At 62.7% G+C, this 26424-nt stretch carries 25 protein-coding genes and 1 tRNA gene; 13 read left to right on the top strand and 13 right to left on the bottom strand.

Going from position 1 to position 26424, the window contains the following annotated elements; translation table 11 throughout:
* Window positions 1-99 precede the first annotated feature (99 nt).
* A complete protein-coding gene (locus tag FEZ61_RS19345) occupies window positions 100-2277 on the top strand; it encodes an ATP-binding protein (protein WP_173150072.1) in 2178 nt (725 codons plus the stop codon).
* Between the two features lie 774 nt (window positions 2278-3051).
* Here FEZ61_RS19345 and FEZ61_RS19350 read toward each other — a convergent pair.
* Window positions 3052-3549, bottom strand: coding sequence for a helix-turn-helix transcriptional regulator (locus FEZ61_RS19350; RefSeq protein WP_093253951.1), 498 nt, complete (start codon window positions 3547-3549; stop codon window positions 3052-3054).
* 108 nt (window positions 3550-3657) lie between these two features.
* On the opposite strand from FEZ61_RS19350, the gene FEZ61_RS19355 reads away from it, so the two are divergent.
* The gene (locus FEZ61_RS19355; protein ID WP_093253948.1) at window positions 3658-4125 is read left to right on the top strand and encodes a hypothetical protein; all 468 of its coding nucleotides are present in this window, start codon (window positions 3658-3660) and stop codon (window positions 4123-4125) included.
* Window positions 4126-4187: 62 nt separating this feature from the next.
* Here the strand turns inward: FEZ61_RS19355 and FEZ61_RS19360 are convergent, their stop codons facing one another.
* Window positions 4188-4751, bottom strand: a complete 564-nt coding sequence (locus FEZ61_RS19360; protein WP_093253944.1) for a recombinase family protein — start codon at window positions 4749-4751, stop codon at window positions 4188-4190.
* Between the two features lie 200 nt (window positions 4752-4951).
* Here FEZ61_RS19360 and FEZ61_RS19365 point away from each other — a divergent pair, with 200 nt between their 5' ends.
* On the top strand, window positions 4952-6766 hold the full coding sequence (locus FEZ61_RS19365; RefSeq protein WP_093253941.1) for an AAA family ATPase: 1815 nt from the start codon (window positions 4952-4954) through the stop codon (window positions 6764-6766).
* 35 nt (window positions 6767-6801) lie between these two features.
* On the opposite strand, the gene FEZ61_RS19370 is transcribed toward FEZ61_RS19365, so the two are convergent.
* Entirely contained in the window at window positions 6802-8742 is a 1941-nt protein-coding gene (locus tag FEZ61_RS19370; RefSeq protein WP_173150074.1) for a site-specific integrase, read from the bottom strand.
* A gap of 86 nt (window positions 8743-8828) precedes the next feature.
* Window positions 8829-8902: transfer RNA gene (locus FEZ61_RS19375), tRNA-Gly, on the bottom strand.
* A 134-nt stretch (window positions 8903-9036) separates the two neighbouring features.
* Between FEZ61_RS19375 and FEZ61_RS19380 the strand changes: the two genes are divergently transcribed.
* From FEZ61_RS19380 to FEZ61_RS19395, 4 genes are all read left to right on the top strand, one after another.
* Window positions 9037-10098: a M4 family metallopeptidase gene (locus FEZ61_RS19380; RefSeq protein WP_064307390.1), complete on the top strand. Its 1062-nt coding sequence runs from the start codon at window positions 9037-9039 to the stop codon at window positions 10096-10098.
* Window positions 10099-10110: 12 nt separating this feature from the next.
* Window positions 10111-10446, top strand: a complete 336-nt coding sequence (locus FEZ61_RS19385) for a protealysin inhibitor emfourin (RefSeq protein ID WP_017640065.1) — start codon at window positions 10111-10113, stop codon at window positions 10444-10446.
* A gap of 209 nt (window positions 10447-10655) precedes the next feature.
* Window positions 10656-11285: a SatD family protein gene (locus FEZ61_RS19390; RefSeq protein WP_173150076.1), complete on the top strand. Its 630-nt coding sequence runs from the start codon at window positions 10656-10658 to the stop codon at window positions 11283-11285.
* The gene (locus FEZ61_RS19395) at window positions 11282-11743 is read left to right on the top strand and encodes a hypothetical protein (RefSeq protein WP_173150078.1); all 462 of its coding nucleotides are present in this window, start codon (window positions 11282-11284) and stop codon (window positions 11741-11743) included. Before FEZ61_RS19390 ends, FEZ61_RS19395 begins: the two co-directional genes overlap by 4 nt.
* A 2-nt stretch (window positions 11744-11745) precedes the next feature.
* Here the strand turns inward: FEZ61_RS19395 and FEZ61_RS19400 are convergent, their stop codons facing one another.
* Complete coding sequence (locus FEZ61_RS19400; RefSeq protein ID WP_173150080.1) at window positions 11746-12777, bottom strand: MBL fold metallo-hydrolase; 1032 nt, start codon at window positions 12775-12777, stop codon at window positions 11746-11748.
* Between the two features lie 57 nt (window positions 12778-12834).
* On the opposite strand from FEZ61_RS19400, the gene FEZ61_RS19405 reads away from it, so the two are divergent.
* Entirely contained in the window at window positions 12835-13449 is a 615-nt protein-coding gene (locus tag FEZ61_RS19405; protein WP_017640069.1) for a pseudouridine synthase, read from the top strand.
* Window positions 13450-13458: 9 nt separating this feature from the next.
* On the opposite strand, the gene FEZ61_RS19410 is transcribed toward FEZ61_RS19405, so the two are convergent.
* A complete protein-coding gene (locus FEZ61_RS19410; RefSeq protein ID WP_173150082.1) occupies window positions 13459-14424 on the bottom strand; it encodes a hypothetical protein in 966 nt (321 codons plus the stop codon).
* Between the two features lie 62 nt (window positions 14425-14486).
* Complete coding sequence (locus FEZ61_RS19415) at window positions 14487-15086, bottom strand: LysE/ArgO family amino acid transporter (RefSeq protein WP_068383027.1); 600 nt, start codon at window positions 15084-15086, stop codon at window positions 14487-14489.
* Between the two features lie 113 nt (window positions 15087-15199).
* On the opposite strand from FEZ61_RS19415, the gene FEZ61_RS19420 reads away from it, so the two are divergent.
* Window positions 15200-16072 carry a LysR family transcriptional regulator ArgP gene (locus tag FEZ61_RS19420; RefSeq protein WP_242455203.1) on the top strand — a complete coding sequence of 291 codons (873 nt, stop codon included), beginning with the start codon at window positions 15200-15202 and terminating at the stop codon, window positions 16070-16072.
* A gap of 81 nt (window positions 16073-16153) precedes the next feature.
* Window positions 16154-17098 carry an NAD(P)-dependent oxidoreductase gene (locus tag FEZ61_RS19425; protein ID WP_173150084.1) on the top strand — a complete coding sequence of 315 codons (945 nt, stop codon included), beginning with the start codon at window positions 16154-16156 and terminating at the stop codon, window positions 17096-17098.
* Here the strand turns inward: FEZ61_RS19425 and FEZ61_RS19430 are convergent.
* Window positions 17074-17370, bottom strand: a complete 297-nt coding sequence (locus FEZ61_RS19430) for a hypothetical protein (protein ID WP_173150086.1) — start codon at window positions 17368-17370, stop codon at window positions 17074-17076. The two genes, FEZ61_RS19425 and FEZ61_RS19430, sit on opposite strands and share 25 nt — an antisense overlap.
* Window positions 17371-17621: 251 nt before the next feature.
* Between FEZ61_RS19430 and FEZ61_RS19435 the strand changes: the two genes are divergently transcribed.
* Window positions 17622-18476 (top strand): ATPase, encoded by an 855-nt coding sequence (locus tag FEZ61_RS19435; RefSeq protein WP_173150088.1) that lies wholly within the window; start codon window positions 17622-17624, stop codon window positions 18474-18476.
* Here the strand turns inward: FEZ61_RS19435 and FEZ61_RS19440 are convergent.
* The 4 genes from FEZ61_RS19440 to FEZ61_RS19455 are packed head-to-tail and all read right to left on the bottom strand — an operon-like array spanning window position 18457 to window position 23079.
* Window positions 18457-19521 (bottom strand): hypothetical protein, encoded by a 1065-nt coding sequence (locus FEZ61_RS19440; RefSeq protein ID WP_017640076.1) that lies wholly within the window; start codon window positions 19519-19521, stop codon window positions 18457-18459. The two genes, FEZ61_RS19435 and FEZ61_RS19440, sit on opposite strands and share 20 nt — an antisense overlap.
* Window positions 19518-20078: a cob(I)yrinic acid a,c-diamide adenosyltransferase gene (locus tag FEZ61_RS19445; RefSeq protein ID WP_173150090.1), complete on the bottom strand. Its 561-nt coding sequence runs from the start codon at window positions 20076-20078 to the stop codon at window positions 19518-19520. The genes FEZ61_RS19440 and FEZ61_RS19445 overlap by 4 nt, the downstream gene beginning before the upstream one ends.
* Window positions 20079-20099: 21 nt before the next feature.
* On the bottom strand, window positions 20100-22121 hold the full coding sequence (locus FEZ61_RS19450; protein ID WP_064307382.1) for a HAMP domain-containing sensor histidine kinase: 2022 nt from the start codon (window positions 22119-22121) through the stop codon (window positions 20100-20102).
* 43 nt (window positions 22122-22164) lie between these two features.
* Window positions 22165-23079 (bottom strand): putative 2-dehydropantoate 2-reductase, encoded by a 915-nt coding sequence (locus FEZ61_RS19455; protein WP_173150092.1) that lies wholly within the window; start codon window positions 23077-23079, stop codon window positions 22165-22167.
* A 123-nt stretch (window positions 23080-23202) separates the two neighbouring features.
* On the opposite strand from FEZ61_RS19455, the gene FEZ61_RS19460 reads away from it, so the two are divergent.
* Both FEZ61_RS19460 and FEZ61_RS19465 read left to right on the top strand, forming a co-directional pair.
* Complete coding sequence (locus tag FEZ61_RS19460; protein WP_017640080.1) at window positions 23203-23682, top strand: YajQ family cyclic di-GMP-binding protein; 480 nt, start codon at window positions 23203-23205, stop codon at window positions 23680-23682.
* A 97-nt stretch (window positions 23683-23779) separates the two neighbouring features.
* Complete coding sequence (locus FEZ61_RS19465) at window positions 23780-24652, top strand: mechanosensitive ion channel family protein (protein ID WP_017640081.1); 873 nt, start codon at window positions 23780-23782, stop codon at window positions 24650-24652.
* 27 nt (window positions 24653-24679) lie between these two features.
* On the opposite strand, the gene FEZ61_RS19470 is transcribed toward FEZ61_RS19465, so the two are convergent.
* Window positions 24680-26401 (bottom strand): AmpG family muropeptide MFS transporter, encoded by a 1722-nt coding sequence (locus FEZ61_RS19470; protein ID WP_017640082.1) that lies wholly within the window; start codon window positions 26399-26401, stop codon window positions 24680-24682.
* Window positions 26402-26424 lie beyond the last annotated feature (23 nt).

The following is a 26424-nucleotide window of genomic DNA, read 5'->3' on the forward strand; positions in this document are numbered from 1 at the left end:
CAGGGGCTTGCGTACCTGCCTATCATGGGCATCCGGGCGCCTCGCGGCAGGCCCGGACGGCCACGAGATCCCTCCGTGCCTCTGCCAGTGAGTCGTCCCTTGTCCTATCTCGAAAGTTTCGCCTGGGAAACCACGCCACTGGGCGCGCGCGCCAGCTGGCCCGTGGCCCTCCGGACCACCTACGACCTGCTCATGGCGTCTCCCTTCGCCATGTGCGCCACCTGGGGCGCCGAGCAGACGCTGATCTACAACCAGGCCTACGCCCCCTTTCTCGGCGCCCGCCATCCCGTCGCCCTCGGGCAGCCGATCGACGAGGTCTGGGCGGAATTGTGGGACGAGATCGCGCCGCTGATCGCGCGGACGCTGGCCGGCGAGGCGCTGCACTTCGTCGACAGGCACTTCGTGATGACCCGCAACGGCTATCCCGAGGACACCTACTGGAGCTTTTCCTACAGCCCGCTGCGCGAGGGCGAGCGCATCGTCGGCATGCTCAACATCACCACCGAGACCACCGCCAGCGTCCTGGCCCATCGCCAGCGCGACGCGGCCGAGGCCGCCCTGCGCCGGCACAACCTGACCCTCGAGCAGGAGCTTTCGGCGCGCATCGACGAGCGTGACAGCGCCCGCGCCGCGGAGAGCAGCGTGCTGGCCGCGGCCGAGCGCGTGCAGCTGGCCCTCGCCGCCGGCGCCATCATCGGCACCTGGTACTGGGATCTGCCCACCGACAGATTCACCGTCGACGAGGCCTTCGCCATCAACTTTGGCCTCGACCCGGCCCTGGGGCGCGATGGCCTGAGCCTGGCGCAGGTGGTAGCCACCGTCCATCCGGACGACCAGGCCGGCCTGGCCGCGGCCATCGCCGACGTCCTCGGGCGCGGCGGTCGCTATGCCCACCAGTACCGGGTCCGCCGCAGTGACGGCCGCTACTACTGGCTGGAGGCCAACGGCCATGTCGAACTGGCGCCGGATGGCACCCCGCTGCGCTTTCCCGGCGTGCTGCTGGACGTGGACGCCCGCCGGGCTCTGGCCGACGAGCGCGACCGCGCCCTGGCGGACCTGCGGGACCTCACCGCCACCCTGGAGCAGCGGGTCGAAGAACGCACCGAAGAATTGCGCCGCTCGGAAGAGGCTCTGCGCCAGTCGCAGAAGATGGAAGCCGTGGGGCAACTCACCGGCGGCCTGGCCCACGATTTCAACAACCTGCTCGCCGGGATTTCCGGCAGCCTCGACCTCATGAGCCTGAGAATCGACCAGGGGCGCTTCACCGAGCTGGAAAAATACCTGACGGCCGCCCAGGGCAGCACCCGGCGCGCCGCGGCCCTGACCCATCGGCTGCTGGCCTTCGCCCGCCGCCAGACCCTGGCCCCGGAAGCCACCGAGATCAACCAGCTGGTAGGCGGCCTGCTCGACCTGGTGCAGCGCACCGTGGGGCCGGCCATCCAGGTGCAATTCAGCAGCCTGCCGGACGACCAGCCCCTGCTGGTGGACCAGTCCCAGCTGGAGAACGCCCTGCTCAATCTGTGCATCAACGCCCGCGACGCCATGCCCGCTGGCGGGCGCATCCTCATCGAGGCCAGGCATCGCACCCTCGACGCGGCGGCTGCCCGCGATTTCGAGTTGGCCGCGGGGCGCTATCTGCACCTGAGCGTGACCGACAGCGGCAGCGGCATGACCCCGGAGGTCGCCGCCAAGGCCTTCGAGCCCTTCTTCACCACCAAGCCCATGGGGCAGGGCACGGGCCTGGGGCTGTCGATGATCTATGGCTTCGCCCGCCAGTCGGGCGGTCAGCTGCGGCTGCGCTCGACGCCCGGCGAAGGCACCACCGTCTGCCTGTACCTGCCCCTGCGACCGGTGGAGCGGCCGTGCGGCCTGCCCCGGGCGGAGGACCAGCCCGCTGTGCTGGAAGGCGCCAATGCCACGGTGCTGGTGGTCGACGACGAACCCACGGTACGCATGCTGGTGACCGATCTGCTGCGCGAACTGGGCTACGTCATCATCGAGGCCGCCGATGGCGCCGGCGGCCTGGAGGTGCTGCATTCCGATGCGCGCATCGACCTGCTGGGCACCGACGTTGGCCTGCCCGGCGGCATGAACGGCCGCCAGCTGGCCGACGCCGCGCGCGTCCAGCGCCCGGCGCTCAAGGTGCTGTTCATCACCGGCTTCGCCGAAACCTCGCTGCTCAGCGACGGCCACCTGGAACCGGGCATGGCGATCCTCACCAAGCCCTTCGCGGTAGAGGCCCTGGCGCAGCGGGTGAAGGGTCTGGTGGCGGGCTAGGTTTCGCGCGCGCGAAACCCCTGGGCAAGGCCCGGAAACGCAACGGCCCCCAATCAGTGTGTCCGCAAGGACTGATTGGAGGCCGTCTGGATTTGGAGCGGGCGAAGGGAATCGAACCCAACCCCAAGTGTCGCGTAAACCTTTGATTTATGGAGTGATTCCCGGGGGCAATGTAGGACCTCTTTGTAGGAGGAGCAAGGACCCTTAGGATTGCGCCGGTATAAGGTGGGGGTAGTGTGTATTCGGCGTCGCAAAACTTCGTGGAACCTTACACAGGCTCTCATTCACGGGTCTGACTAGCTCTCATGGGCGTTCGGCCTGAATTTCTGCCTGAGATCGATCAGGGAAAACGCGCTGAGGGGTTGATTTGAAATGTAACCCTCAGTAGTCTAATCAAGTCCCGGGCTATCGGTATCTGAACGTTCACCGGGAAGGGGAAGGGCAACCTTCTCAAAGCCACTTGGTTGGCGGGCTCTAGAAGGTGCAGCATAGGAGCCAGCGGTAGAGATGCTCGTAATTGAGGGTCGGAGCCGCGCTGTAACAGGTCTTGGAGCCGCCGCACTCCCCAGCTTCAAGGTCTGCATAATCCGACCAGGGTTAAAATGAGACACGGACGGAAGGCCTCAGCCTTCTAGGATGTAGGTCTTCAACCCTCTCTAGCCGGTCTCTGCGACGGCTAGGGAGAGATGTGCCTACACTCTGGAAGGCCCTATAAAACCAAGTGAATAAATCTCAAAGTGAAACAGAAGTAGGTCGTAGGTAAACGAAAAACGCCTATTTCTTTGGCGTAGACGTTTCAGTCAGCTTTTTCCATTCGACAGCTGACACCAGGCCCGGGTTACCCTGGCTGTTGGGTCGCCACCATTTCGCTGTGCTCATGCCTCGCAGGTATTCCAAAGCCTCGTCAAACGTAGCGAAGCGCTTTGGGGCGTCCTTCTCTCCTACCTTGAATTTTCCATCTCTGGAGCTAGCTAAGCCCGGATGAAAGCAGGACCCATCTGAAGCGTAAGGGACCTCTGGCGAGAGGTCTTGACGAGCAGGGCGGGCTTCGCTCGTTTCGGACGTGACGAATAGATCCGCCTCCGGTATGCCTAGCACGACGGCCAGCCGCTCTATCGCATCCAACGATGGGTTTCCCTCTCCACGCTCCATACGGCTCATATAGCTACGCGCAAAGCCGCAGGTATCTGCGAACGCTTCCTGGCTCTGACCGGTAGCTAGGCGTAGCTCTTTGATTCGTCGGCCGAATCGGACCCTGAGAGATTCATTCATCCCGGGAATGTCGGTTGACGAACCCTAATCGGCCACGCTCTAATCGAGGAAATCCGAATCAATAGGGGTTGTAGAGCCCTATGCATCTCTATCTAAAAGGAGCTTTTGATGAAAGGAAGCGTGAAAGCTGTTGTAGCCGTTTCCCTGGCGATTCTGTTCGCCGCACCTGCCCTTACCTTTGCTGCGGAGTCCTTGGACAAGCTCAGCGCTAGGATGAAGGTCGGTGCAATGGGTAAGTCGATCAAGACTGGCGACCTCAACGGATTTGCGTCGCTACCAGCGGTGAGATATCCGGACGGGCTGACCGGCTTTTTGAAGCGCTATGACGTGTTTCCGCACCCTAACAATAGCTTCGTTGACTGTGGTGATGGGCTGGTCATGACACCAGCAGGTATCAAGTCGGGCTGTGTAGTATCCATCAAGCTAGCCAAGAAACAGGCTGACGGCTCATTTCGGGATATTGGTATACGAATCGAGTATGGGGTATGGCCGGGCGCCAAAACCTTTTCCGCTAATTCGAGTTATGCGAAATCAGCTATCCAAGGGGATGGGCTGCTCGAATTACAGATGCACTGATTCATCGCGAACAGTTCGGCGATGACGTAACCCAAGAGCTAGGCCCCGCATAGGGGCCTATTTCAGTTCTGAATCACTTTCGCTATCGTCGCTCGCGACACGCCATATCGCTTTGCAAGGGCGCTAATGCTCAGTCCGCTACCTACCCCTAGGGCTACCTGCGAACGTTGCTCCTGGGAGAGTCTGGGAGGTCTGCCGAGCTGCTTTCCCGCTTCCCTAGCCCGGGTTAGCCCTGCCTGTGTCCGCTCTACTAGCAAATCCCTTTCCATTTCCGCGACTGCTGCAAGCATAGAGATCAATAGCTTGCCTGCTGGAGACGTCAGGTCAACAGCACCCAGCTGATGCACCAATACGCGGATTCGTCGTGCCTCTAGCAAGCGAACAGTCTGTAAGACGTCTACGGAGTCGCGGCCAAGGCGGTCCAGCTTTGAAACAATTAATGTCTCGCCATCCCTGATCTTGCTCAGAAGCTCCGCGAAGGCAGGCCGCAGAGCAGCACAGGCTTTTCCACTGACAGTATCCGTAAACCAGAAGTCCAGTGCATAACCGGACTGCTCTAGCTCCAGCCTCTGGTTTTCAGATGTCTGCGCTGTAGTCGAGACCCGTCCATACCCGAAGATCGCCATCGTCCTTTTGCCCTATGTGAACTGCCAAGAAACGGTGCCACGGTAGGACGCCGTGCCAACAAAGCCAAGCCTAAATTCCTGACGGGCCTGGCCGATAGCTGGGATGGATGCCGGAAAACGGTCGATTATCGGCACCGGATTGGCACAGCCCATTGAGATGCGCTGCGTTGATTCATTTCTTAGCAAAGGGAGTTTGGCTAGTGAAAATTAGAAAGCTTGAAATTAAGAATTTTCGAGGCATCGGGGCTGCTTCAATTGAGATCGAGGACTTCACGACGTTTATCGGGCCAAACAACATCGGGAAGTCTACCATTCTGCACGCTCTTCATTTGTTGTTAGACAATAAGAAGCCTACGATCGACGACTGGCCAAATAAAACTCAATCCGATGATGTGATGGAGATTTCTTGCGAATTTCGAGATTTGGAAGAGTGGGAGAAGAAAAAGCCGGCAATCTCTGGGCTGCTGGATGGCGATAGCTTAAAGGTTAGGATGGAAGCCCGTTGGGGTGAGTCCGGTATAACATACGAGTATAGCGTTTACTGCACTACGGAAATCTATCCGTGGACCGATGTGAACTATAGTGAAGCTAAGAAGCATGAGCCGTTGAAGTCATGCTTGGCCTCTTTGGGCGTTGCTAAGGCAGATGAATACAAGCAGAGATTGCCGGAGATTGAGCAATGGTTCAGGGATAACCATCCTGAATGTGTCCAGTCTAAATTAGATTGGACGGTCAAGAGATTCCCGAATTCGCTTCAGCAAGCTGTTCCGCATGTTATGTATGTGCCGGCTTGTTTCAAAATTGAAGATGATTTGAAGGCAAATAGCAGCAGTCCGTTCGCATTTTTGTTCACCAATCGAATATTTCCGATCGTCAAGAATGATGCTGGTTACAAAGAGTATATTGATAAGGCTGCATTTCTACAGAAGAAGCTGAAAGGCCAGTCTGAGGATGGCGCTGTAATGGAAGGTCTTGGCGAGACCTTGGATAAGGTGTCTAACACGCTAAACCAAATTTTAGACTTTGATTCCAAGGTTAGACTCGCTATAGGTGAAATAGAGATAGAGCCACTATTCATGAAGGCTGCGACCTTTTTGATCGATGAGGAGTTTGAATCGAGTCTCGCTTACCAGGGAAGTGGTGTTCAAAGAGCGCTGGCATTTGCAATGTTGGAAAGTAATGCGGCTCATGCGGCGGCTGTTGAAGGGGGAGATAGGGCCGTTATCGTTCTCTATGAAGAGCCGGAGCTATACATACATCCTCATTTGATGCGTCGCCTGAAACATGCCTTGGTTGAGCGAACTAGCTCCGCTAAATGGCAAGTGGTTTGTAGCACGCACTCTCCGTTTTTGATTTCGCTAGCTGACAAGCCTAAATCTCTGAAACTGCTCAGAAAGGACGCTCAGAATAAGCGCCTGGTATATCAGCTGCCGGATGGGGTTTTCGAGAAGAGTGGCGAGTATGATGAGAGGGAGATATTGCGTGCAACGCTGGATTTCCATCCTACCGTTTGCGAGAGTTTATTTGCAAAGCGAGTAGTGCTAGTTGAAGGCGCAACTGAGGTGGCAGTGTTTCAGATGGCTGCTGACCTGTTGGAAAAGCTAGGGCTTGACTCTTCTATGGCAAAGGATACGACAATCATTGCGGCCGGAGGTAAATGGACCATTCCGGCAATCGCGAAGGTCTTGAATAGCTTGGGTATTGAGTATCGAATTATTCATGATATGGATAGAAAAGGGCTTTCAGATGCCGAGCTGGAAGAGCTTAGTCCTATAAACCCCTATAGAGCGAATAAAAAGATCGCTGATGTGGCTGCTGCGAACAAGGTCTTCGTTGTTGAAGATACTTTCGAACACGTAATATGGGACAAAGAGGTCGGCGAGGTCGCTAGCTCTAAGGACAAGCCTTACAATTCTTGGAAAAGGCTTCGCGACTACGTGGATGGCAAGCAGAACCTCACGGAAGCTAGCGTTCAGAAGCTCCGTGAGATCCTCAGTTTCGCATTTTGCGCTTAGTAATTAGTGCGGCGATAGCTATGCTGTCGCCGTCTTTACTTCAGTCGTTCCTTCCAACGTAGAGCATCGGTCACTGCAGATACGCCTAGATCTGACTGGAATCTCGCTATCTTAGGTAAAGAGAACTCCACCATTTTGACGAAGGGCAGCACGCTTTCAATAGACGAATCTTTTGTGTAGCGAGTGTCTGTAATTGTGTCGCCTCGTTCGTGGCCTGCAATTTGAGCCCTTGTGCGGGGCGGCATTCCCGTATCAAGCAAAGCTGTAATAAATGTGTGTCTGAAAGAGTGAAAGGACCGTGTGCCATCTCTCGGGATGTTTAGCTTTTGTCCGAGGAATCTCTCATTAAACCAGCTGCCGACTGGTTTGCCATAGCCCTTGATCGGATCTTTTCTCAGTTCTGGGAAAAGTCTTCTGTATCCGGACTCAGATAAGGCTTTTACATACTCCAGTAATCCCAAGTCGATAAGTGTAGGGTGAATAGGTATGTCGCGGATCGCATTTATCGTTTTAAGTGATTTCTCGGGAATTTCACTGTCGTTTCCATCAATGTCCTTCTTGTCGCTTTCATCCAGGTTAAAGGAAATGTAAGGCGTTCCGGTTGCTGTTTCTCTAAAGTCACTTAGATAGAGCTGTGCAAGCTCATTTCGTCTTCCGCCTGTGAATAAGGCAAGTAGAGGCATCCAGTAGTAGAAGGGTCGAAATTGGTGAAAGCGGTTGTGCTTGTTTTTTTCTCCAGCGCCAATTTTGAACCATGGCGCCGAGAAGATCGTTAACAACTCTTCATGCGAAAACTTTTGTCTTTGGTCCTGCTGTCTGGTATTGGCTTTCGGCTTGCTCGATATCTTGTCGGCAGGGTTTTCAAGAAAAATACGTTCACGCTTCGCCCATTTGAACATCTCTGATAGCTTGCTGATATAGGTGAAAACCGAGGTCGACGATAGAAGTGGCTCTCGGTTGGTTTCAGCGAGATTTTGCAACTCGATTGGGTTGTTTGTGCCGTGTCTTCTCGCTGCGTTATATCTGTTAGCCGGCATCCTTCTTAGCTGAGTCTCGTAGTCCCTAATTAGCTCTCGGTCCACCTCGCTAAGTTTGGGATCGCCCATCAAGTCGACAAAGGTGTTGCACATTCCATGCATCTTCGTTCTTTGCTCAGCGCTCCAGTTGCTATCCTTTGCGGCAAGAAAGCTTTCAACAAGCCAGCTGGATTTTCTCTGCCAAAATCGCGGGTTGATGAAGTCTGATCCAATCTCTTGTTTGGGTTCACCGGTTTGACTAGTCGGCGTGTGGGAGAGCAATCTGTTTTGAGCTTTGATTTCGGTGCTTAAGCCAGTCAGTTTGTCCGCATGGAGCTGCATGATAAGCACAGAGCTGCCGTCCACCTTTATCCCAGGAAGGTCAACAAAAAATGCCATTTTTTTCCGTTGCCTTCCGAAAAGGCGAAACACGGTCTCTTCGGCGTAACCGGTTTCAAGGATGCTGAAGACTGTGTTTCTAGGATGGAAAGGGCTCATATAGCCCGTGTGGTGATGTTCATTTCCAGCGGCGAATGCACTGTCCAAAACGAAGCCGCCGCTGGGTTCTCTTTCGAGATCAGTGAAGTCATTAACCAAGTAGCCAGGTATAGAGTTCGCAGCGATTGCTATCGGTATGTTGTTGTTTACTATCCCGCTTAAGATGAGCTTTTGTGAAACACCTTTTAAATCACTCAGCTCTTGAACGCTGACCAAGCCTGTCCGGCTCAAAGAACTATCTTCAGAAGAATTCACTGTGTTTTCCCACTGCAAAGCGATGACCAACGCTAACCATTCTGTTCTCACGCGGTTAGCGAATTGGAGAGCATCGCGCCGGCATGATGTTTGAGAAGACAGGTGGATTTCACGCTGTCCGGTTGGCAGGACGCAAGCTTTCGGGACTGTCAGTCGAACGACATAGATGCCATTGGGGCGCCGATAGACATTTGAGCGCTGGTGCATCGGGGTTAGCCTTTTGTAGGAGGCTACGCTGCACTTCGCTCTTTAGGCGCGAAAAGTCCTATGTATTCAAGGACTTGCGCAAGAGTTGGAGCGGGCGAAGGGAATCGAACCCTCGTCATGAGCTTGGGAAGCTCAGGTAATGCCATTATACGACGCCCGCGTGGGGTGCCTTTGTACCAGAAGCCTGCCTCCGGGTGAAGAGGCGGGAGTCGTCTGGTCGTTTCGTGGTCCAATCAGCAGGACCGCACGCTGCGGTGATCGGGGACCTTTGTCCCCCAGAGGAGGAGGGCGCGCATGTCTCGTAACCCGGGCACCATCCAGGGGGTGATTCCCCCCTACATTCTTGGCCGCATCATCGATCATGGCGACGAACACCAGCGTTCCTGCGCCCTGACCACCCTGAGTCATGTCCAGAGCCTGCTGCACAATCCCGGTCGCCCCGGGGTGCGCCAGGCCCCGGTCGGGGCCCTGCCGCGCACCGATGACGCCAGTCCGCAGCGCAGCATCTTCGATGCCGGCAATGCCATGCAGCTGCCCGGGCGGCTGGTGCGCCAGGAGGGGCAGCCGCCGCTGAGCGACGTAGCGGTGGACGAGGCCTATGATTACCTGGGCGCCACCTTCAAATTCTTCAACGAGGTCTTCGGCCGCAACTCCATCGATGGCCAGGGCCTGCCGCTCGCCGGCACCGTTCACTATGGCCAGGAATACCAGAACGCCTTCTGGAACGGCGAGCAAATGGTGTTCGGCGACGGTGACGGCGAGATATTCAACCGTTTCACCATCGCCCTCGACGTCATCGCCCACGAACTGGTGCATGGCGTCACCGAGAGCGAGGCGGGGCTGGTGTACTTCAACCAGTCCGGTGCGCTCAACGAGTCGGTGTCCGATGTCTTCGGCATCCTGGTCAAGCAGTATGAGCTCAAGCAGACCGCCGCCGAGGCGGACTGGATCATCGGCGCCGGGCTGCTCACCCAAAAGATCAACGGCAAGGGCCTGAGGTCCATGGCCGAGCCGGGCACCGCCTACGACGATCCGACCCTGGGCAAGGACCCCCAGCCCGGGCATATGCGCGACTACATCGAGACCCGCGAAGACAACGGCGGCGTCCACCTCAACTCGGGCATTCCCAATCGGGCCTTCTACCTGGCGGCGCTGGCCCTGGGTGGTCATGCCTGGGAAAAGGCCGGACCGATCTGGTACGACACCCTCTGCGACAGCCGCCTGGCCAATGATGCGGATTTCGCCGCCTTCGCCCGCTTGACCGTCTCCAACGCCGGTCGCCGCTTCGGTGCCGAGTCGGCCGAGGTCCGCGCCGTCGAGGAAGCCTGGGCCGGCGTAGGCGTCACCCTTAGCTAGAGGAACAGGGCAATGCGCGAACTTCCCCCGCTGGGCAAGGACACCGTGGTACGGCTCTCGCGCCAGGGCGGCTTCGCGCCTCTGCATGCGCTGAGCAAGCCGCGGGAGATCGAATTCGGCCAATACGACAGCGCCCAACGCGGGCGCATCTGCTCGGTGTTGGAACGCTGTCTGCCGGAATCCGGCGAACCGACCCAGGTCGGGCGTGGCGATCAGCGCTACTTTAAGGTGGAGCTGCGCTTTCGCCCGCAACCCGCCGAGCAGGAAGACGAACTGACCCTGCTGATCCCCGAGGACCGGGCGCCCAGCGAACTGGTGCGGCTCTGGGACAAGGGGCTGGTGGAGTAACCAGAATCAACGGGCGGAAGCGGCGAGGCGTTGAGGGTGTCCTCAAAAGCTCTGGCTGCCTTTGTCTCTTGCCTGCTGGTTACTGGTGATAGCTAGCACTAGGCGAGTCATACCATTTTTGGGTAAAAAGCGCTTGTTGACCCTTTTTTAGTTACATCACGAAAATGACCCCAAAGCAGGTAAAAACCGCCAGAACGCTCGCAGTGGTAATGGGCGACTTGGTGCACAGCGAGCACGCCGCCGATATTGCGCAGTTACACAAGGCCTTCAATGAAGCGGTAGTGCAGCACAACAGGCGTTATGCCGACGTCTTGGCGTCACCGCTGACCATCACCCTTGGAGACGAATTTCAGGGTCTGGTGACCTCCTTGAATGCCGGCGCTCGGCTGTTGCGTGACATCAGGCTGGATCTCCTGCAGCGCGATATCGACTGCCGCTTCGTCCTGGGGCTGGCCCGGATAGAAACGGCGGTGAATCCGCAACAGGCCTGGAACATGATGGGGCCGGGCCTTAGCCGCAGTCGGCACAAGCTCAATGAAAAGCGTGCGCTCTGCCGCTATGGTTTCTCGCTGCCACAGGAGCCACTGCTGGAGATCGCCCTCGATGCGCTAGGGGTTGGCTTGACGGTTATCGAGAAGGGTTGGACGCAACGTCAGTTGAGCGATATCACGGCACTCTTGAATGGACAGTCGCCAGCGGAGCTGGCAGAGCAGCGTCAGGTATCGGTCCATAGCATCTACAAGGTACGTACCTCCGGTCACTTTGACGCCTATAGCCAACAGTGGAACGCCGTGCTGGAGGTACTGACAGATCTGGATCGCAGGGAGGCTGAACAGTGAACGGGTTGCTGCAAGGATTGCATGCACTGGCCTATACGCTCTTGGCCTTGGTCCTGTTGACCGAGCTCGGCAATGCCCTGTGTCGCAGGATGCTCATCCGCATGCGACGACCAGGGGTGTCAGACTCATCCGCCGATGGCGCCTTTTCCGCGGGACGCCTCATCGGTTGGCTCGAGCGCCTGGTGTTGGCTGCGGGACTGCTGAGCAACAGCTGGGAAATCCTCGCGGCGGTGATAGCGCTCAAGACCGTTGCTCGCTTCAAGGAGCTGGATCAGCGGGACTTTGCCGAATACTTTCTGGTCGGTTCGCTGTTCAGCATTCTCTGGGCCATTGTGGTCACCGGGGCCTGGATGCTCTATGACCAGCATTGGGGAATCGGTATGAGAGCCACCCTCATGGATTGGCTCAGCGCTTCTTCTCTACCGCCTTTGATCGAAACAGCAAAGGTCGGCGGCTGACCTCAGGGCACCGACCAGACCTCACCCGGTGCCAGCGTCCTGAATGCCTCGTCCGCCAGCCCATGCAGTGTCCGGGCATGGGACAGATCGCGGGGCGGGGCGAACTGACCTTCGTCGCTCAGTGGAAAGGTGCCGAAGTGGATGCCCAGACTGCTGGCAGCGCCCAGCGCCTGATGGGCGCGTACGGCATCGTCGGGGTTGAGGTGGCTGTCCTGCATGAACCAGCGGGGTTCATAGGCGCCAATGGGCAGCGCGGCGAAACGCGGTGCGCCGAGGCGTTCGCGGATCTGCGCGAAGTGCGGGCCCCAGCCGGTATCGCCAGCGAAATAGACCGGCCCGCTCGGCGCTTCCAGCACGAAGCCACCCCACAGCCGGCGATTGGTGTCGAAGCGACTGCGCGCCGACCAGTGCTGGCCCGGCACCAGGTGCAGGCGTATGCCGTCCTTGAGCGGCAGACTCTGCCACCAGTCCAGTTCGCTGACCGTGACGAAGCCGGTCTCGCGGCGGATCAGCTCGGCATTGCCCAGGGGCGTCACCACCGGTGTCAGGGGCGCGCGCTCGGCCAGGCGCCTCAGGGTCGCCAGATCCATATGATCGTAGTGACTGTGGCTGACAAAGATCAGATCCAGCGGCGGCAGGTCGTCCAGGGCCACGCCGGGCGCGTGATGGCGCCGGGGCCCGATGAAGCTGAAGGGACTGACCCGCGCCGACCACACCGGATCGGCGAGGATGTTGAGGCCCTGGTGCTGGATCAACAGGGTGGCGTGGTTGACGAAGGTCACCCGCAACTCACCGCCCTCGACCCGCGTCGCCGGCCGTGTCGGCACGGCTGGGCCGTCCTGCCAGGTCCACTCGGGACGGGTGCGGGTGAACTGCCATTTCAGCAGCGTCCAGAGACTCTTGTCCTCGCGTGGCGCCAGGTTGTGGAAGCGCGCGCCGTCGAAGTGATCGGAGCGCGGACCCTCGTAGGCGGACGAAGCGCAGCCGGCCAGGGTGAGCAGGTGGATCAGCCACAGCGGACGAAAGATGCGCATGGGACCTCGGACGAATAGACTGGGCCATTCAGATTACCCTAACCGCCGTCGATCCCCATGTCGCGAAATACCCGTTCCACCCCCGGTCAGCGTCCCCGTCGCCAGGCAAAGGCGCCGCCGGTCACGCCGCGGCTGCTGCTGCTCAACAAGCCCTTCGATGTGCTCACCCAATTCGCCGACGCTGACGGCCGCGCGACCCTGAAGGCCTTCGTCGCGGTGCCAGGGGTCTATCCCGCCGGTCGTCTGGATCGCGACAGCGAAGGCCTGCTCCTGCTGACCAACGATGGCCAGTTGCAGGCGCGCATCGCCGATCCCCGGCACAAGCTGCCCAAGACCTACTGGGCCCAGGTGGAGGGCACACCTGGAGAAGAGCAGCTGCAGCGCCTGCGCCAGGGCGTCGAACTCAATGACGGCCTCACGCTGCCGGCCGAAGCCCGCCTGTTAGCCGAGCCACCGGTGCTCTGGGAGCGCGATCCGCCGGTGCGCTTTCGCAAGAGCGTGCCAACCGCCTGGATCGAGCTGACTATCCGCGAAGGCCGCAATCGCCAGGTGCGGCGCATGACCGCCGCAGTGGGTCTGCCGACCCTGCGCCTGGTGCGGGTACGCATCGGTCCCTGGGCGCTGGACGACCTGGCACCGGGGCAATGGCGCGAGGTACCGGCGCAGCTCTAGCGCCGCACCTCAGTCCTGCCGCTGGCTGGCGGTCTCCTGCAGATCACCGGCGATGTCGGCGAGGCGGCGGCTGACGTCCTTGAGTACCTGCGGATCGATTTCGCGCGCTGGCTGACCTGGTTCGGTCAGCAACTGACTGGCCAGCAGGGCGCTGAGGGCGCCGACTTCGTTGGCCTGGTGGCGCAGGTCGTGGGTGTGCTGCACGGCGGCCTCGCGCAGGAGATTGGTGCTGAGGGTCAGGCGGCCCAGTTCGTCATCGCGCCCGCCGGGCAGCCGTTCGCCGAAACGTCCGCGGGCCAGCAGACCCAGTTGCCGGGCGCAGGCCACCAGTGGATCCACCAGTCGACGCTCCACCAGCCGTACCCCGAGGAACAGCAGGCCGCCGCCACAGAGCAGCAGGGCCAGGCCGGCGAGCAGGATGTCGCGCTGGGCCTCGGCGCGGATGGCGGCGATCTGCGCGGCGGTGCGGCCATGCAGGTCGTCTACCAGGGCGGCGAAGCCCTCGGCGGTCTCCCGGTCGATACCCCGAACCTCGGCATCGCCGCGGCGCGGATCGCGGTCATGAGCCAGATAGGCGGCATGGCCGGCGCGATAGCGCTCGCCCAGACGCCCGTGCTGGGCGCGCAGCGCCTGGAGCCGCGGTTGCAATTCGGGGTCGACGCGGGTGGCCAGCTGTTGCAGGCGCTGGTCGACCTCCGCCTCGCGGGTCAGAAAGGCCTGCCAATAGCGCTCTGCGGTCGCGGCATCGCCACCGCGCAGGAGAAAGTTCTTCCACTCCTGCACCTGGATCTTGAAGGTCAGGTGGGTGTCGTCGATCTCCACCAGCCGCTCCAGCGGCCCTTCGATCAGGTGCTGGTAGCGGTGCAGCTCGCGGGAGAGCAGGCCGAAGCCGGCCAGGGCGATCAGCAGCATCAGCAGCAGACTGCCGCCAAACAGGAGCAGGCTCTGACTACGGAGCGAGCGGGCGAAGGGCATAGGGACTCTCGACAGAAAACGCAGAGCCGCAGCTTAGGGCGCTCGCCCGGCGAAGACCAGCCTCAGGTCGAGACCAGCAACTGCGCCGCGACGGCGAACATCACCAGCGCCACCAGCAGATCGATCAGCCGCCACACCCCCGGGCGGGCCAGATAGGGCGCGGCCCAGGCAGCGCCCAGGGCGAGACCGAAGAACCACAGCATGGAGGCCGTGGCCGCGCCGAAGACATAGGCCAGGGGCGCGGCCTGTTGGCTGCCCAGGGAGCCTACTAGCAGCACTGTGTCCAGATAGACATGGGGGTTGAGCAGGGAGACGGCGGCGGCGGCGAGCAGCGCCTGGCGCCGGCTGCGCGGACTCGTGGTCTCCAGACTGCCCATTGCCGCCGGCTTCCAGGCCCGCCGCAGCGCCTGGGCGCCATACCAGATGAGAAAGGCCGCGCCGCCCCAGCGCAGGATGACCACCAATAGCGGGCTGTGCTGGATCAGCGCGGCCAGCCCCAGCACGCCAGCGGCCACCAGGATGACATCGCAGGTCAGGCAGAAGGCGGCAATGGCCAGATGGTGCTCGCGGCGCAATCCCTGGGCCAGCAGATAGGTGTTCTGGGCGCCCAGCGCCATGATGAGACTGGCCATGGTCAAGAGGCCGGTGAAGTAGCTGTTCATGGCGGGGGCTTGCCTTGTCATCCTGGAATGGCTGCCACCTTGCCGGGTCTGGGTGTATAAGAAAAACCAATATTCCTTATGCAGCATTAGCCAGATCGATGATCGACTATTAATTGCTGGAAGCCCTGGCGGTGGTGGTGGAAGAGGGCGGCTTCGAGCGGGCGGCGCGGCGGTTGGGCCTGTCGCAATCGGCGGTGTCCCAACGCATCAAGCTGCTCGAAGCCCGGGTCGGCCAGGCGGTGCTGGTCCGGGAAACGCCGCCCCAGCCGACGGCGCCGGGTCTGCGCCTGCTGCGCCATATCCAGCAGGTGCGGCTGCTGGAGGCCGATCTGGGCAGCGCGGTGCCGGGGTTGGCCGAGGAGGCGCCACAGCGACTGCGCATCGCCCTCAATGCCGACAGCCTAGCCAACTGGTGGCCGCTGGCGGTCGGTCCCTGGGTCAGGGCGCAGGGTGTACTGCTGGATCTGGTGGTGGAGGATCAGGATGTGGTGCTCAGGCGCATGCGCGCCGGCGAAGTGGCCGCCTGTCTCTGCGCCAACGGCCAGCCATTGGCCGGGGCGCGGGTCAGCGCCCTGGGTGCCATGCGCTACCGGGCCCTGGCCAGCCCGGAATTCCGCACGCGGCAATTGGCCGGGTTGCCTGATCCCCAGGCCCTGGCGCGGGCGCCCGCCATCGTCTTCGGCCCGGATGACCGCTTACAGCATCGCTATCTGGAGCAGCTCGGCGTCACCCAGCCCTTCGACTACCACCTCTGTCCTTCCGCCGAGGGCTTCCTGCAGATGACCCTGGGCGGTATCGGCTGGGGGCTCCTGCCGGATATCCAAAGCGCGGCCGCCCAGGCGTGCGGCGAGCTGGTGGATCTGGCGCCCGGCCAATGGGTGGACGTCCCCCTGTTCTGGCACCACTGGCGCAACGGTGGCGCCGCCTTGCAGGCCCTGACCCGGCACCTTGAACAGGTTGCCGGTCAGTGGCTGGTGCGCGATTAGCGGCGGCTGTCGAAAGCTTTGGTTACACTGGCCGATGGGTCGCCGCGGGCGACCGCGGATAGCTTCGGGAATCCCAGCGACATGCGTATCTTGATCACGGGCGCCAGCGAGGCGCTCGGTGCGGGCCTGGCCTGCGATCTGCTCGACCGCGGCCAACTGGTGCGGGTGCACGGCCGTCCCGGTGCGACCCTGGATGCCCTGGTCGAGCGTGGCGCCGATTATCATCCCGCCTTGCTCGACCAGGCCGTGCAGGTGCTGGCGCTGTGCGACGACATCGACGCCATCGCCCACTGCACCGACGTGGCCGGCGTGCCGAGCGCGGCCGATCTGGACCACGGCCAGGTGCTGATCGAAGCCGCCCTGCAGCAGCAGGTCGCGCAATTCGTCTATGTGTCGTCCGCCCGTGTCTATGAACGGGGTGGCGAGGCGCTCAAGGAAGACCAGGTGCCGGCCAAGCCCAAGGGCCGTGAGGCCCAGCGCCGTCTGCAACTGGAGCGCCTGGCCCTGGCCGCCGGTGAATTCGGCCCTCAGGTCACGGTGTTGCGGCCGGCCCAGGTGCTCGGCCTGGCCGATCGCGACTGGGCGCGCGGGCTGCTGGAGCAGGCCAAGGCCAAGCAACTGGGGCGCCGCGGCAACGGCCTCAATCGCTGGGACTTCACCAGTGCCGGCAATCTGCGCCAGGCGCTGGTGACGCTGCTGCTGGAGCAGCCGGCGGCGGCTAGTGGCAAGGTGTTCAACCTCAGCGACGGCCAGCCGCTGGTGTGCTGGGATGCGGTCAACTTCCTGCTGCGGCGCTTCGAGCTGCCTGCGGTGACCGAGGCGAAGACCCTGAGTCCACGCGCGCTCTATGCGCGGCTGCGTACCCTGCGCCAGGAAGCTCGCTGGCCCGACTTGCTCGACAGTCCCTTCACCCTCGACATCCGCGCCGCCCAGGAGGCCTTCGGCTTTCGTCCGCAGGCCGCCTCCTGGACAGCATTGGAGGAATATCGTCCAACTCGGCGTCAGCCGCGCAGCGGGCCGGTGTAGCGGCGAGTGGCCGCGAGAAATTCCTGGCTGACATAGGTCGAGCCTGCCATCTCCCCCATGGACGGCAGAGGGGTCACCACCGGCACCAAGCCGCTCAGCCTCGCCAGGCGCTCGCCGAGTTCACGGGTCTCAGGATCGTCCGAGGCCTGGCTGGCCGCCAGCATTCGCGGAACCGCCTCGGCTTCGTCGAAGCGAATCACCATGCCTTGCTCCTGCCGCAGTCGACGACGCAGTGCGCCGAGGCAATCGAAGAACGCCTTGTTGTATTCCATGCTCACCTCCCGTTTGGCTTGAGGTTGGTCGTGACGCAAATCACGTACCAGGAGCGCTGGCGCCAGGAACAGCGGGCTTGGTAGGGCTACCGCGGCTGATTCTGCGTCGTGATGGCGCAGTGATGTCGACGCAGACTGCGTTTCGGTGCACGATCCCGCAACGAAAGCCTCGGCCGACTGCCCCGCGTCGGCCGTGACGACCGTTATACTGGCCGCCATTCCGTCTTTTCGCCTCTGCTCACAGGTCTGCCATGCGCAACGATCTTCTCGATGAAATGGACAACGTCCCGAGCCTGACACCGGAGCGCGATGACCGTCGCCCCGTTGGTCGCCGGCCGGTCGAGGCCGACGAGGTCTATCACGAGCCTGCCGCCGTTCATGCCCGCCCGGTCCGGCGCGGCCCCTCCACGGCGCCGCTGTGGGTGCTGGTCGCCGCCCTGACCCTGGCCCTGGCCGGCGTCGCCTGGTGGAGTCACCAGCAACTGGTGCTGATGCAGGAGCAGGTAGTGGCCACCCAGGAGAACTTCGCGCGCATCAGCGAGGATGCCCAAGGCCGGCTGCGTGACATCTCCGGCAAGCTGGTGGAAAGCGAATCCTCCGGCACCACCAGCCGCGAGGCCTTGCTGCTGCAGGTCAAGACGCTGCAGACCAAGGTCGCCGAACTCACGCGTCAGCAGCAGGGGGTGAGCGACAACCAGCAGGCCCAGGACAATCGCCTGCAGAATCTGTCCACCGCCGTGCAGACGGTACAGACCGGCAGTGGCGAGGTGGACACCCGGCTGAAGGCCCTGGCCGAGGAACAGGCGGCGCTGAAGAATGGCCTGGCGCAGACCGGCAGCCTGGCCGAGCAGGTCGCCAGCCTGACCGCGCAGAACAAGGCGCTGCAGGCGGACATCGCCGCCTTGAAGAAACCCAGTGCCCAGAGTCAGGCCCTGGGCGAGATGCAGCAGGACCTGCTGGTGCTGCGCAGCGAGCTGGACGCCCGCCCGGTCGGACCGGACAGCAAGGAATTCGACGCCTTCCGCCTGCAGACCACCCGCAACATCACCACCCTGCAGACCCAGGTGCAGAATCTGCAGCAGCAGATCAGCGCCGGGGCGCGTTGATCGGATCGATCTCGCTACGCTGCCATTCCTGCGGCCAGAGCTCGCCGTCGAGCTGATCGAGCCGGCGCTGCAGGACCTTCTGCTTGAACACTTCGAGGATCTCCACCAGCACCTCGTCCAGGGCATTGTCCTGGGCGCCGCTGGGCAGACTCTGATCGAAGCCGTGATCGGCCAGGCGACTGGCCAGGGCGCGGAAGTCGCGGGTGCGCAGACTGGCCGCCGCCTCCCGTACCAGGCCGTTGACGATATCGGTGAGCACCCCGTCCAGGGTGTCGGCCAGGCGCTCGCCCATGGGCAACCGCTTGAGGCGGGCCAGGTCGGGGTTCTCGTCCAGGGCACGTTGCACCACGTCGCCTACCAGCCGTTCCAGGGTGGCGCGATTCTGGCTGTAGCCCTGTTCCACCATCGCCTGGATGCGCAGCGCCATGCCGTCGATCAGCCGCTGCTTGCGCGGACGGATGACCCGGTCGATCACGCTCTGGGAGAAGTCGTCGCGGGTATTCAGCTCGTCCTGCAGCTCACCGCAGATCTTGATCATCACCCGATCCGACAGGTCCTCCATGAGCAGCTGGTAGTAGTGGTTGAACAGCCGATAGGGCCGCCAGCCGCGCATGTCGATCAGTCCCAGGCGTTGCAGGCGCAGGAGCAGCGAGACGATGCGCAGCGCCCGCAGCAGCCGGAAGCCACCCAGGGGAATGCAGCCGAGCACGTCGTACCAGTGGATGAAGGGATAGTGGTACCAGCGCGCATGGCGGCGCTCGACCACCGCCACCAGCCAGCCCAGCAGTACGTCGGCGATGAAGAAGGCGACAAACACCAGGTCGATGCGGGTGAAGTGGGCGTGGATGCGTTCGCCGTAGAAGGCGTGGAAACCGGGCAGCACGGCGGCCAGGGCCTGGTTGAGTGGCCCCAGGGCATAGAGGCTGTCGAACAGGATCAGCGCCAGGTTCACGCAGACCAGGATCAGGATGAGGCCGTCCCAGAGAGCCAGCAGCCCCTCGTGGCGACGCGCGGGTGGCGCGGCGGGCGTGGCCGGCGCGCTCATGGCCGCGCGGCCTGCCAGAGCACCTCGCTCACCCCCTGGCGCCGGGCGACGATGCGCGCGGCGACGAACAGCAGATCGGACAGGCGATTGAGATAGGGCAGACCCTGGCCTTCCAGGGGTTCCACCGCATGTAGGCTGCGGCAGCGCCGCTCGGCGCTACGGGCCAGGGCGCGGCAGACATGGGCCTGGGCCACGGCGCGGGAACCGCCGGGCAGGATGAAATTCTCCAGCGGCCCCAGCTCGGCGTTCCAGCGATCGATGGCGCCTTCCAGGCGTTCGATCTCCACCGGCTGCAGGGCGCGATAGCTGGGCATGGCCAGTTCGCCGCCGAGGTCGAACAACCGGTGCTGGCAGGGCGCTAGGGCCTCGCTCACCTCGGCCAGGCGAGGGTCCTCCGCCAGCTCGGCGAGCAACAGGCCCAGGGCGCTGTTGAGTTCGTCCACCGCACCGATGGCCTCGATGCGCGGATGGTCCTTGGGCACCCGGCTGCCGTCGGCGAGCCCGGTATCGCCGGCGTCGCCCTGGCGGGTGTAGATCTCGGTGAGGCGAAAACCCATGGCGTGGCTCCTGGCTGGGTCCTAGACGGATTCGAAATCGGCCTGGACGAGGGGCAGGCGCAGGGTGAAGCAGGTCCCTACGCCGGGCGTGGAGTGCACCTCCATCTGCCCCTTGTGGTTATTGGTGATGATGAAGTACGACACCGACAGGCCCAGGCCGGTGCCCTGGCCCACCTCCTTGGTGGTGAAGAAGGGCTCGAAGATGCGTTTGCAGATGTCTTCGGGGATGCCGATGCCATTGTCTTCCACCTGGATCTCCGCCCAGCCGCCGCGTAGCTTGGTGCGCAAGGTGATGCGACCGTATTCGCCTTCTTCCTCGTCGTCGCGCAGATGGATGGCCTGGGCGGCGTTCTTCAGCAGATTGAGCAGCACCTGTTCCAGCTCGTTGGCGATCACCGGCACCGGTCCCAGGGCCGGGTCGAATTCGCGGAGGATCGACAGCGTGCGGAAGTCGAAGCCCTCGGCCAGGTCGAAGTCGTTGCCGGCGATCTCGATGGCCTGGTCGATCAGCGGCGGCAGCTCGCTGGCTTCCATCTTGCGATTGCTGCGGCGGCTGAAGGCGAGCATGTGGCTGACGATCTTGGCCGCGCGACTGCCGGCCTGGTGGATGCCGTCCAGCAGGCGCGGGATCTGCCGACTCTCCAGGTAGCAATTCACCGCATTGAGCTCGACGCCGGATTCGGCCGCCTGCTCGAGATTCTTCGGCAACTCCGGCGACAGGCGCCGGCGGATGTTCTGCACATTGTGCAGGATGGCGCCCAAGGGATTGTTGATCTCGTGGGCCATGCCGGCCGCCAGGCCACCCACCGAGAGCATCTTTTCCGACTGCACCATCATCTCTTCCATGTTCAGGCGCTGGGTGATGTCGTCGATACGGATCACCACGCCGCGCCCGGCGCCACCCATCAGCGGGTAGAAGGTCAGGGTGTAGTGACGTGGGGTGTCGGTCAGCGCCCAGGTCACTCGCTCCACCTTTTCCACCCGCAGCAATTCGGCGGTGCGACTCAGTTGCGGCAGGAACGGCTTGAGCGAGGGAAAGGCGAGAAACACCGGCTGGTTCAGGGCTTCGTCCAACTGGGTGCCGGAGAGGTGGGTGGCTTCCTGGTTCCACTGGGTGACGTAGAACTGCTCGTCCACCGCGATCAGCGCCGAGGGCATGGAGTCGATGATGCTGTTGAGGTAGTTCTGGAAGCCGGTGAGCTTCTTCTCGATCTTGCCGCGGACCTGCACTTCCAGTTCCAGTTTGCGGTTGGAGCGGCGGGTTTCCTCGGCCAGACTCTGGGCCTGCAGCACCGCGTACTGGGCATCGTCGCGAGCGCGCTTGAGCTGTTGCTCGCGACCCTGGATGCGGCCGAGCATGGTGTTGAGGGACTCCGCCAGACGGCCCAGCTCGTCCTCGCTACCCTTGCTGGCGCGTAGCGAATAGTTTTCCTCGCGGGTCACCTGGCGCGAGAGTTCTTCCAATTCGCGGATCGGCAGGGTGATGAGTCGCTTGATCTGCCGGGCCACCACCAGCCAGAGCAGGATGCTGAAGGTCAGGATCGCCAGGCTGGCAGTCAGGGTGCCGCGATAGAAGGCGCCTGGCAGTTCGCTGCTGGCCACCAGCAGCAGGTGTCCCGGCGCGCCCTCGGGACGCGGCAGCTCCACCAGCAGATTGGTGCGGAATTCCCGCAGACGCCAGGTCTGCAGCTCTTCGAAGCGCGCCGGCACCTGCAGCCGATCGCCGTTGTGCAACTCGGCCAGGCGCTGACCCTGGCTGTCGTAGACCGCGGCCAGGCGCAGCGGCGCATAGCCGTCCAGTTGCCGCAACTGCACCTCGGCCGCCGCTGGCGAGGCCAGCACCTCACGGCTGAGCACCGGACTGGCGAACAGCCGGCCCAGGGTCTGCAGCGCCTGGGGCGCCACGCTTTCTTGGGAGATCCAGTAGGCGGCGCTGATAAAGGTCACATTGGCCACCACCAGCACCGCGACCATCATCACCAGCAGGGCGGCCAGCAACTTGCGGCCGACCGGGAGATTCTTCAGGCGTTTGGCGAGGATCATGGCGCAGCCGTGGCAACAAGGAAGCGGGCAGGGTAGCCCGCAGCTAGTCCTCGGGCAATCCGCGCTCCGCGAGCCGGGTCTGCAGGCGCTGCTGCAGCTCGGTCAGGTGCGGCACCGCGAGGTGCAGCCGTCCGGCGATCGGCAGGGCATGGCCGAGCAGGTAACTCACCTCGGTACGCTGGCCGCGCTCCACGTCCTGCAGCATCGAGGAGCGGTTGTGGGCGGTGGCGGCGATCACCGCCTCGACCTCCTGCTGCAGTCCCTGGGCCGCCGGGGCGAGTCCCATGGCTTCCAGCAGAGCGGTGAGTTCGTCGCAGAGCGCCGCCACCTCCGACAGATGCTGGCGCAGTTCGCCGTTACGGCAGCCATGCAGCACGGTCAACGGATTGATGGCGCAGTTGATCGCCAGCTTGCGCCATAGCCGGGCGTCGATGTCGTCGGTCCAGCGCACCGGAAAGCCCAGCTCGGTGAGGGTATTCAGCCAGGCCGGCGGGTTATGGCTGCCGAGCTGGTCGCCGATCCAGATCTGCCCGGCGCCGGCCGCCACCACATGGAAGTCGGTCTCGCGATAGGCACCCTCGGTGGTGCTGGCTCTCAGGCAGCGCGCTCGCGGTACCCGAGCGGCCACCGCGTCCTGGCTCCCCAGGCCGTTCTGCAGCAGCAGGATCTCGGCTTCCGGCTCCAGGCGCGCGGCGACGCTGGCGATGGCCTCTTCGGCGTCGTAGCTCTTGCAGGCCAGGATCAGTCGGCGGATCGGATTGCCGGCTTCGGGCGTCTCGGCGGGCAGCGGATAGAGGCTGGTGGTGTCGCCTTCGCTGAGGCGCAGTCCGCCACCCGCGCGGTACTGCGCCAGGCGCGTGCGATCGCGCAGGATCAGCCGGACCGGCTCGCCCCCGCGAAACAACCGCGCCGCCCAGAGTCCGCCGAGACTGCCGGCGCCCAGTACGTGCCAGCTCACAGCTGTGACTCCAGTGTCGATTCCTTGCGCATGGTCGGATTCCTGAGGAAGAGGGCCAGTCGTTATAATGGTCGGTCAGGCTGCAGCGTCAAGGCTGCCCCATCGCAACCGAGGAGAAAATCCATGCCTTCCTTCGACGTCGTATCGGAGCTGGACAAGCACGAAGTCACCAACGCCGTGGACAACGCCATGAAGGAGCTCGAGCGCCGGTACGACCTGCGCGGCAAGGGCAGCTTCGAGGCCAAGGACCTTACCGTCACCCTGACCGCCGATGCCGATTTCCAGCTCGAACAGATGCTGGAGATCCTCAAGGTCAACCTGGCCAAGCGCAAGATCGACGTCCAGTGCCTGGAGGTCAAGGATGCCTACGCCTCCGGCAAGACCGTGAAACAGGAAACCACCCTGCGCGAGGGCATCGACAAGGAGCTGGCGAAGAAGATCGTCGCCCTGATCAAGGACAGCAAGATCAAGGTCCAGGCCGCCATCCAGGGCGAGCAGGTGCGCGTCACCGGCAAGAAGCGCGACGAATTGCAGGAGGTCATCGCCCTGCTGCGTGGCCAATCCCTGGGCATGCCGCTGCAGTTCGACAACTTCCGCGACTGAGCCTGTCTTCGGAACCTCTCGGTCTACCGTCCGTCGCACATAGGGCGCCGCCATTCAGGTCGCGCCCGACTTTTTCTTGTGCGTGGAGAGGTAGACGATGGATTTGAGTGCCCAGACCGATCACCTGCTGACGGCCTTCATGGCCTGGCTACCGGTCATTCTGCAGTATTGCGGCAACGTGGTGCTGGCCCTGATCACCCTGTGGATCGGCTGGTGGGTCATCAATCGCCTGACCGGGCGCCTGGCCGCGCTGTTCACCGCGCGGCACATGGACCAGGCCCTGGAAACCTTCGTGGTGACCCTGGTCAACATCGGTCTGAAGGTCATGCTGGTGATCAGCGTCGCCTCCATGATCGGCATCGCCACCACCTCCTTCGTCGCCGCTCTCGGCGCGGCCAGCCTGGCCATTGGCCTGTCGCTGCAGGGCAGCCTGGCCAACTTCGCCGGCGGGGTGCTGATCCTGCTGTTCCGGCCGTTCAAGATCGGCGACTACATCGAGGCCCAGGGCGTGCAGGGCACCGTGGATTCGATCCAGATCTTTCACACCGTGCTGCGTACCGGCGACAACCGCACCATCACCGTGCCCAACGGCAACCTGTCCAACGGCATCATCACCAACCAGTCGCGCCAGCCAACCCGACAGATCGTCTTCGACGTCAAGGTCGGCTACGACGCCGATCTGCAGAAGGCCAAGCAGGTGCTGGCCGATATGGCCAAGGATCCGCGGGTGCTGGAAACGCCGCCGCCCGCCATCGTGGTGGCCGGGCTGGGCGACACCTTCATCACCGTGTCGCTGCGCTGCTGGACCGCCAACAGTGACTTCTGGGGCACCCAGTTCACCTTCAACGAGCAGATCCGTGATCGGCTGCGTGCCGAGGGCATCGACATCGCGCTGCCCAGCCGGGTGGTCAAGGTGCTCGACGACAAGGGTGACGAACGCGCTGCGGCCGCGGCGCGCGGCGAAGCCTGAAGCGGGATGGGGCGGCCGCCGGCTGCCTCAGTGACCGCCGCTGGAGGAACCGCTCGGCACCGCGGTCCGCCGCTGGCGCAGCCAGAGCACCGCGATCAGTAGCAGCGTCGGCACCCCCATCAGGGCGGTCAGCGAGAAGAACGAGCTGTAGCCGACGTGCTCCACCATGGCCCCCGAATAGCCACCCAGCAGGCGTGGCAACAGCAGCATCAGCGAGCTGAGCATGGCGTACTGGGTGGCCGAGAATCTGAGGTTGGTCAGGCTCGACAGATAGGCGACAAAGGCCGAGGTGGCCATGCCGCCACTGACGTTGTCGGCGCAGATGGTGGCGATCAGCAGCGGCACGTTGGCGCCGGTGGAGGCGATCACCACGAACAGCAGGTTGGTCAGCGCCGAGGCGGCGCCGCCGAGGAAGAGGATCGGCAGGATCCCCACCCGGGTGATCAGCACGCCGCCCAGGCCCGCGCCGAACAGGGTCATGAACACCCCGAAGATCTTGCTGACCCCGGCGATGGTTTCCTTGCTGTAGCCCACGTCGATATAGAAGACGCTGGCCATCACCCCCATGACCGTGTCGGACAGCCGATAGGTGGAGATCAGACCGAGCAGCAGCAGCGCCTGCCACTGGTAGCGCTGGATGAATTCGGTGATGGGCGTGAGCACCGGTGCCATCAGCCGACGCCCGGGCGCGGTCAGGCACAGCCAGACGATCAGGCCGTACATCAGGCCGCGCGGCCAGTAGCCGCCGGCCAGGGCCGACAGGCCGCCGGTGGCGGCCACGATCAGCACGATCAGCAGGATCACCGAGACCATCTGGTGGACGAAATCGAAGCGCGGCAGCTCCTCGGCATTGGCCGCGTCGCGCAGTCGCAGAGGTTCGCGCATGCGCCGCATGAGGTCGCTCAGCGGCTTGGAGCAATAGCGACCCCAGGGCGACAGGCAACCGACGATGAACAGGCTGTAAAGCAAGGCGCGCGGCCAGGCCTGGGCGATGGCCGCATTGATGGCGGCGGGGATGGAGATCAGCATCACCAGCAGCAGGGCGACCGCCACCAGCTGGTGATTGAAGCCGAAGCGCGATTCCGCCATGGCCATGGGCGCCACCGGCTCGGGTTCGCGGATCAGCACGCTGGTGACCAGGCCGGGCAGCACCAGCAGAGCGAACAGCATGTAGGTGGTGGCCCAGGCGCTCTGGCTGTAGTCGAGCTTGGACGAGCCCAGTTCCTCGGCGAGAAACAGCGCGCCAGCGCTGGCCAGCAGGGCGGCGATGCGATAGCCGGTCATATAGCAGGCGGCGAGGGCGGCCTGGCGATCATCGTCGGCGATCTCCAGGCGATAGGCGTCCACGGCGATGTCCTGGGTGGCCGAGGCGAAGGCCACCAGCACCGCCAGGGCGATCAACTGCTCCAGGTGCTGCTGTGGATTGCACAGCGCCATGCCGATCAGGCCCAGGCCCACCAGGATCTGCGACAGCACCAGCCAGGAGCGTCGGCGGCCGAGCTTGCCGATCAGGGGCAGCTTCCAGAGGTCCAGCATGGGCGACCAGACCCACTTGAAGGCATAGGCCAGGCCGATCCAGCTGGCGTAGCCAATGGTCTCGCGACTCACGCCCGCTTCGCGCAGCCACACCGACAGGGTGGAAAACACCAGCATGGCCGGCAGCCCCGCGGCGAAACCCAGCAGCAGCAGGGCCAGGCAGGCCTTGGATTTGTAGGTGGTGACGGCTTCTCGCCAGAAACGTGCAAACATGCCCTTGGGCTCGGAAAAAACGC

This window comes from Pseudomonas sp. MS15a(2019) (assembly GCF_013277805.1).
Taxonomy (GTDB): Bacteria; Pseudomonadota; Gammaproteobacteria; order Pseudomonadales; family Pseudomonadaceae; genus Chryseomonas; species Chryseomonas benzopyrenica.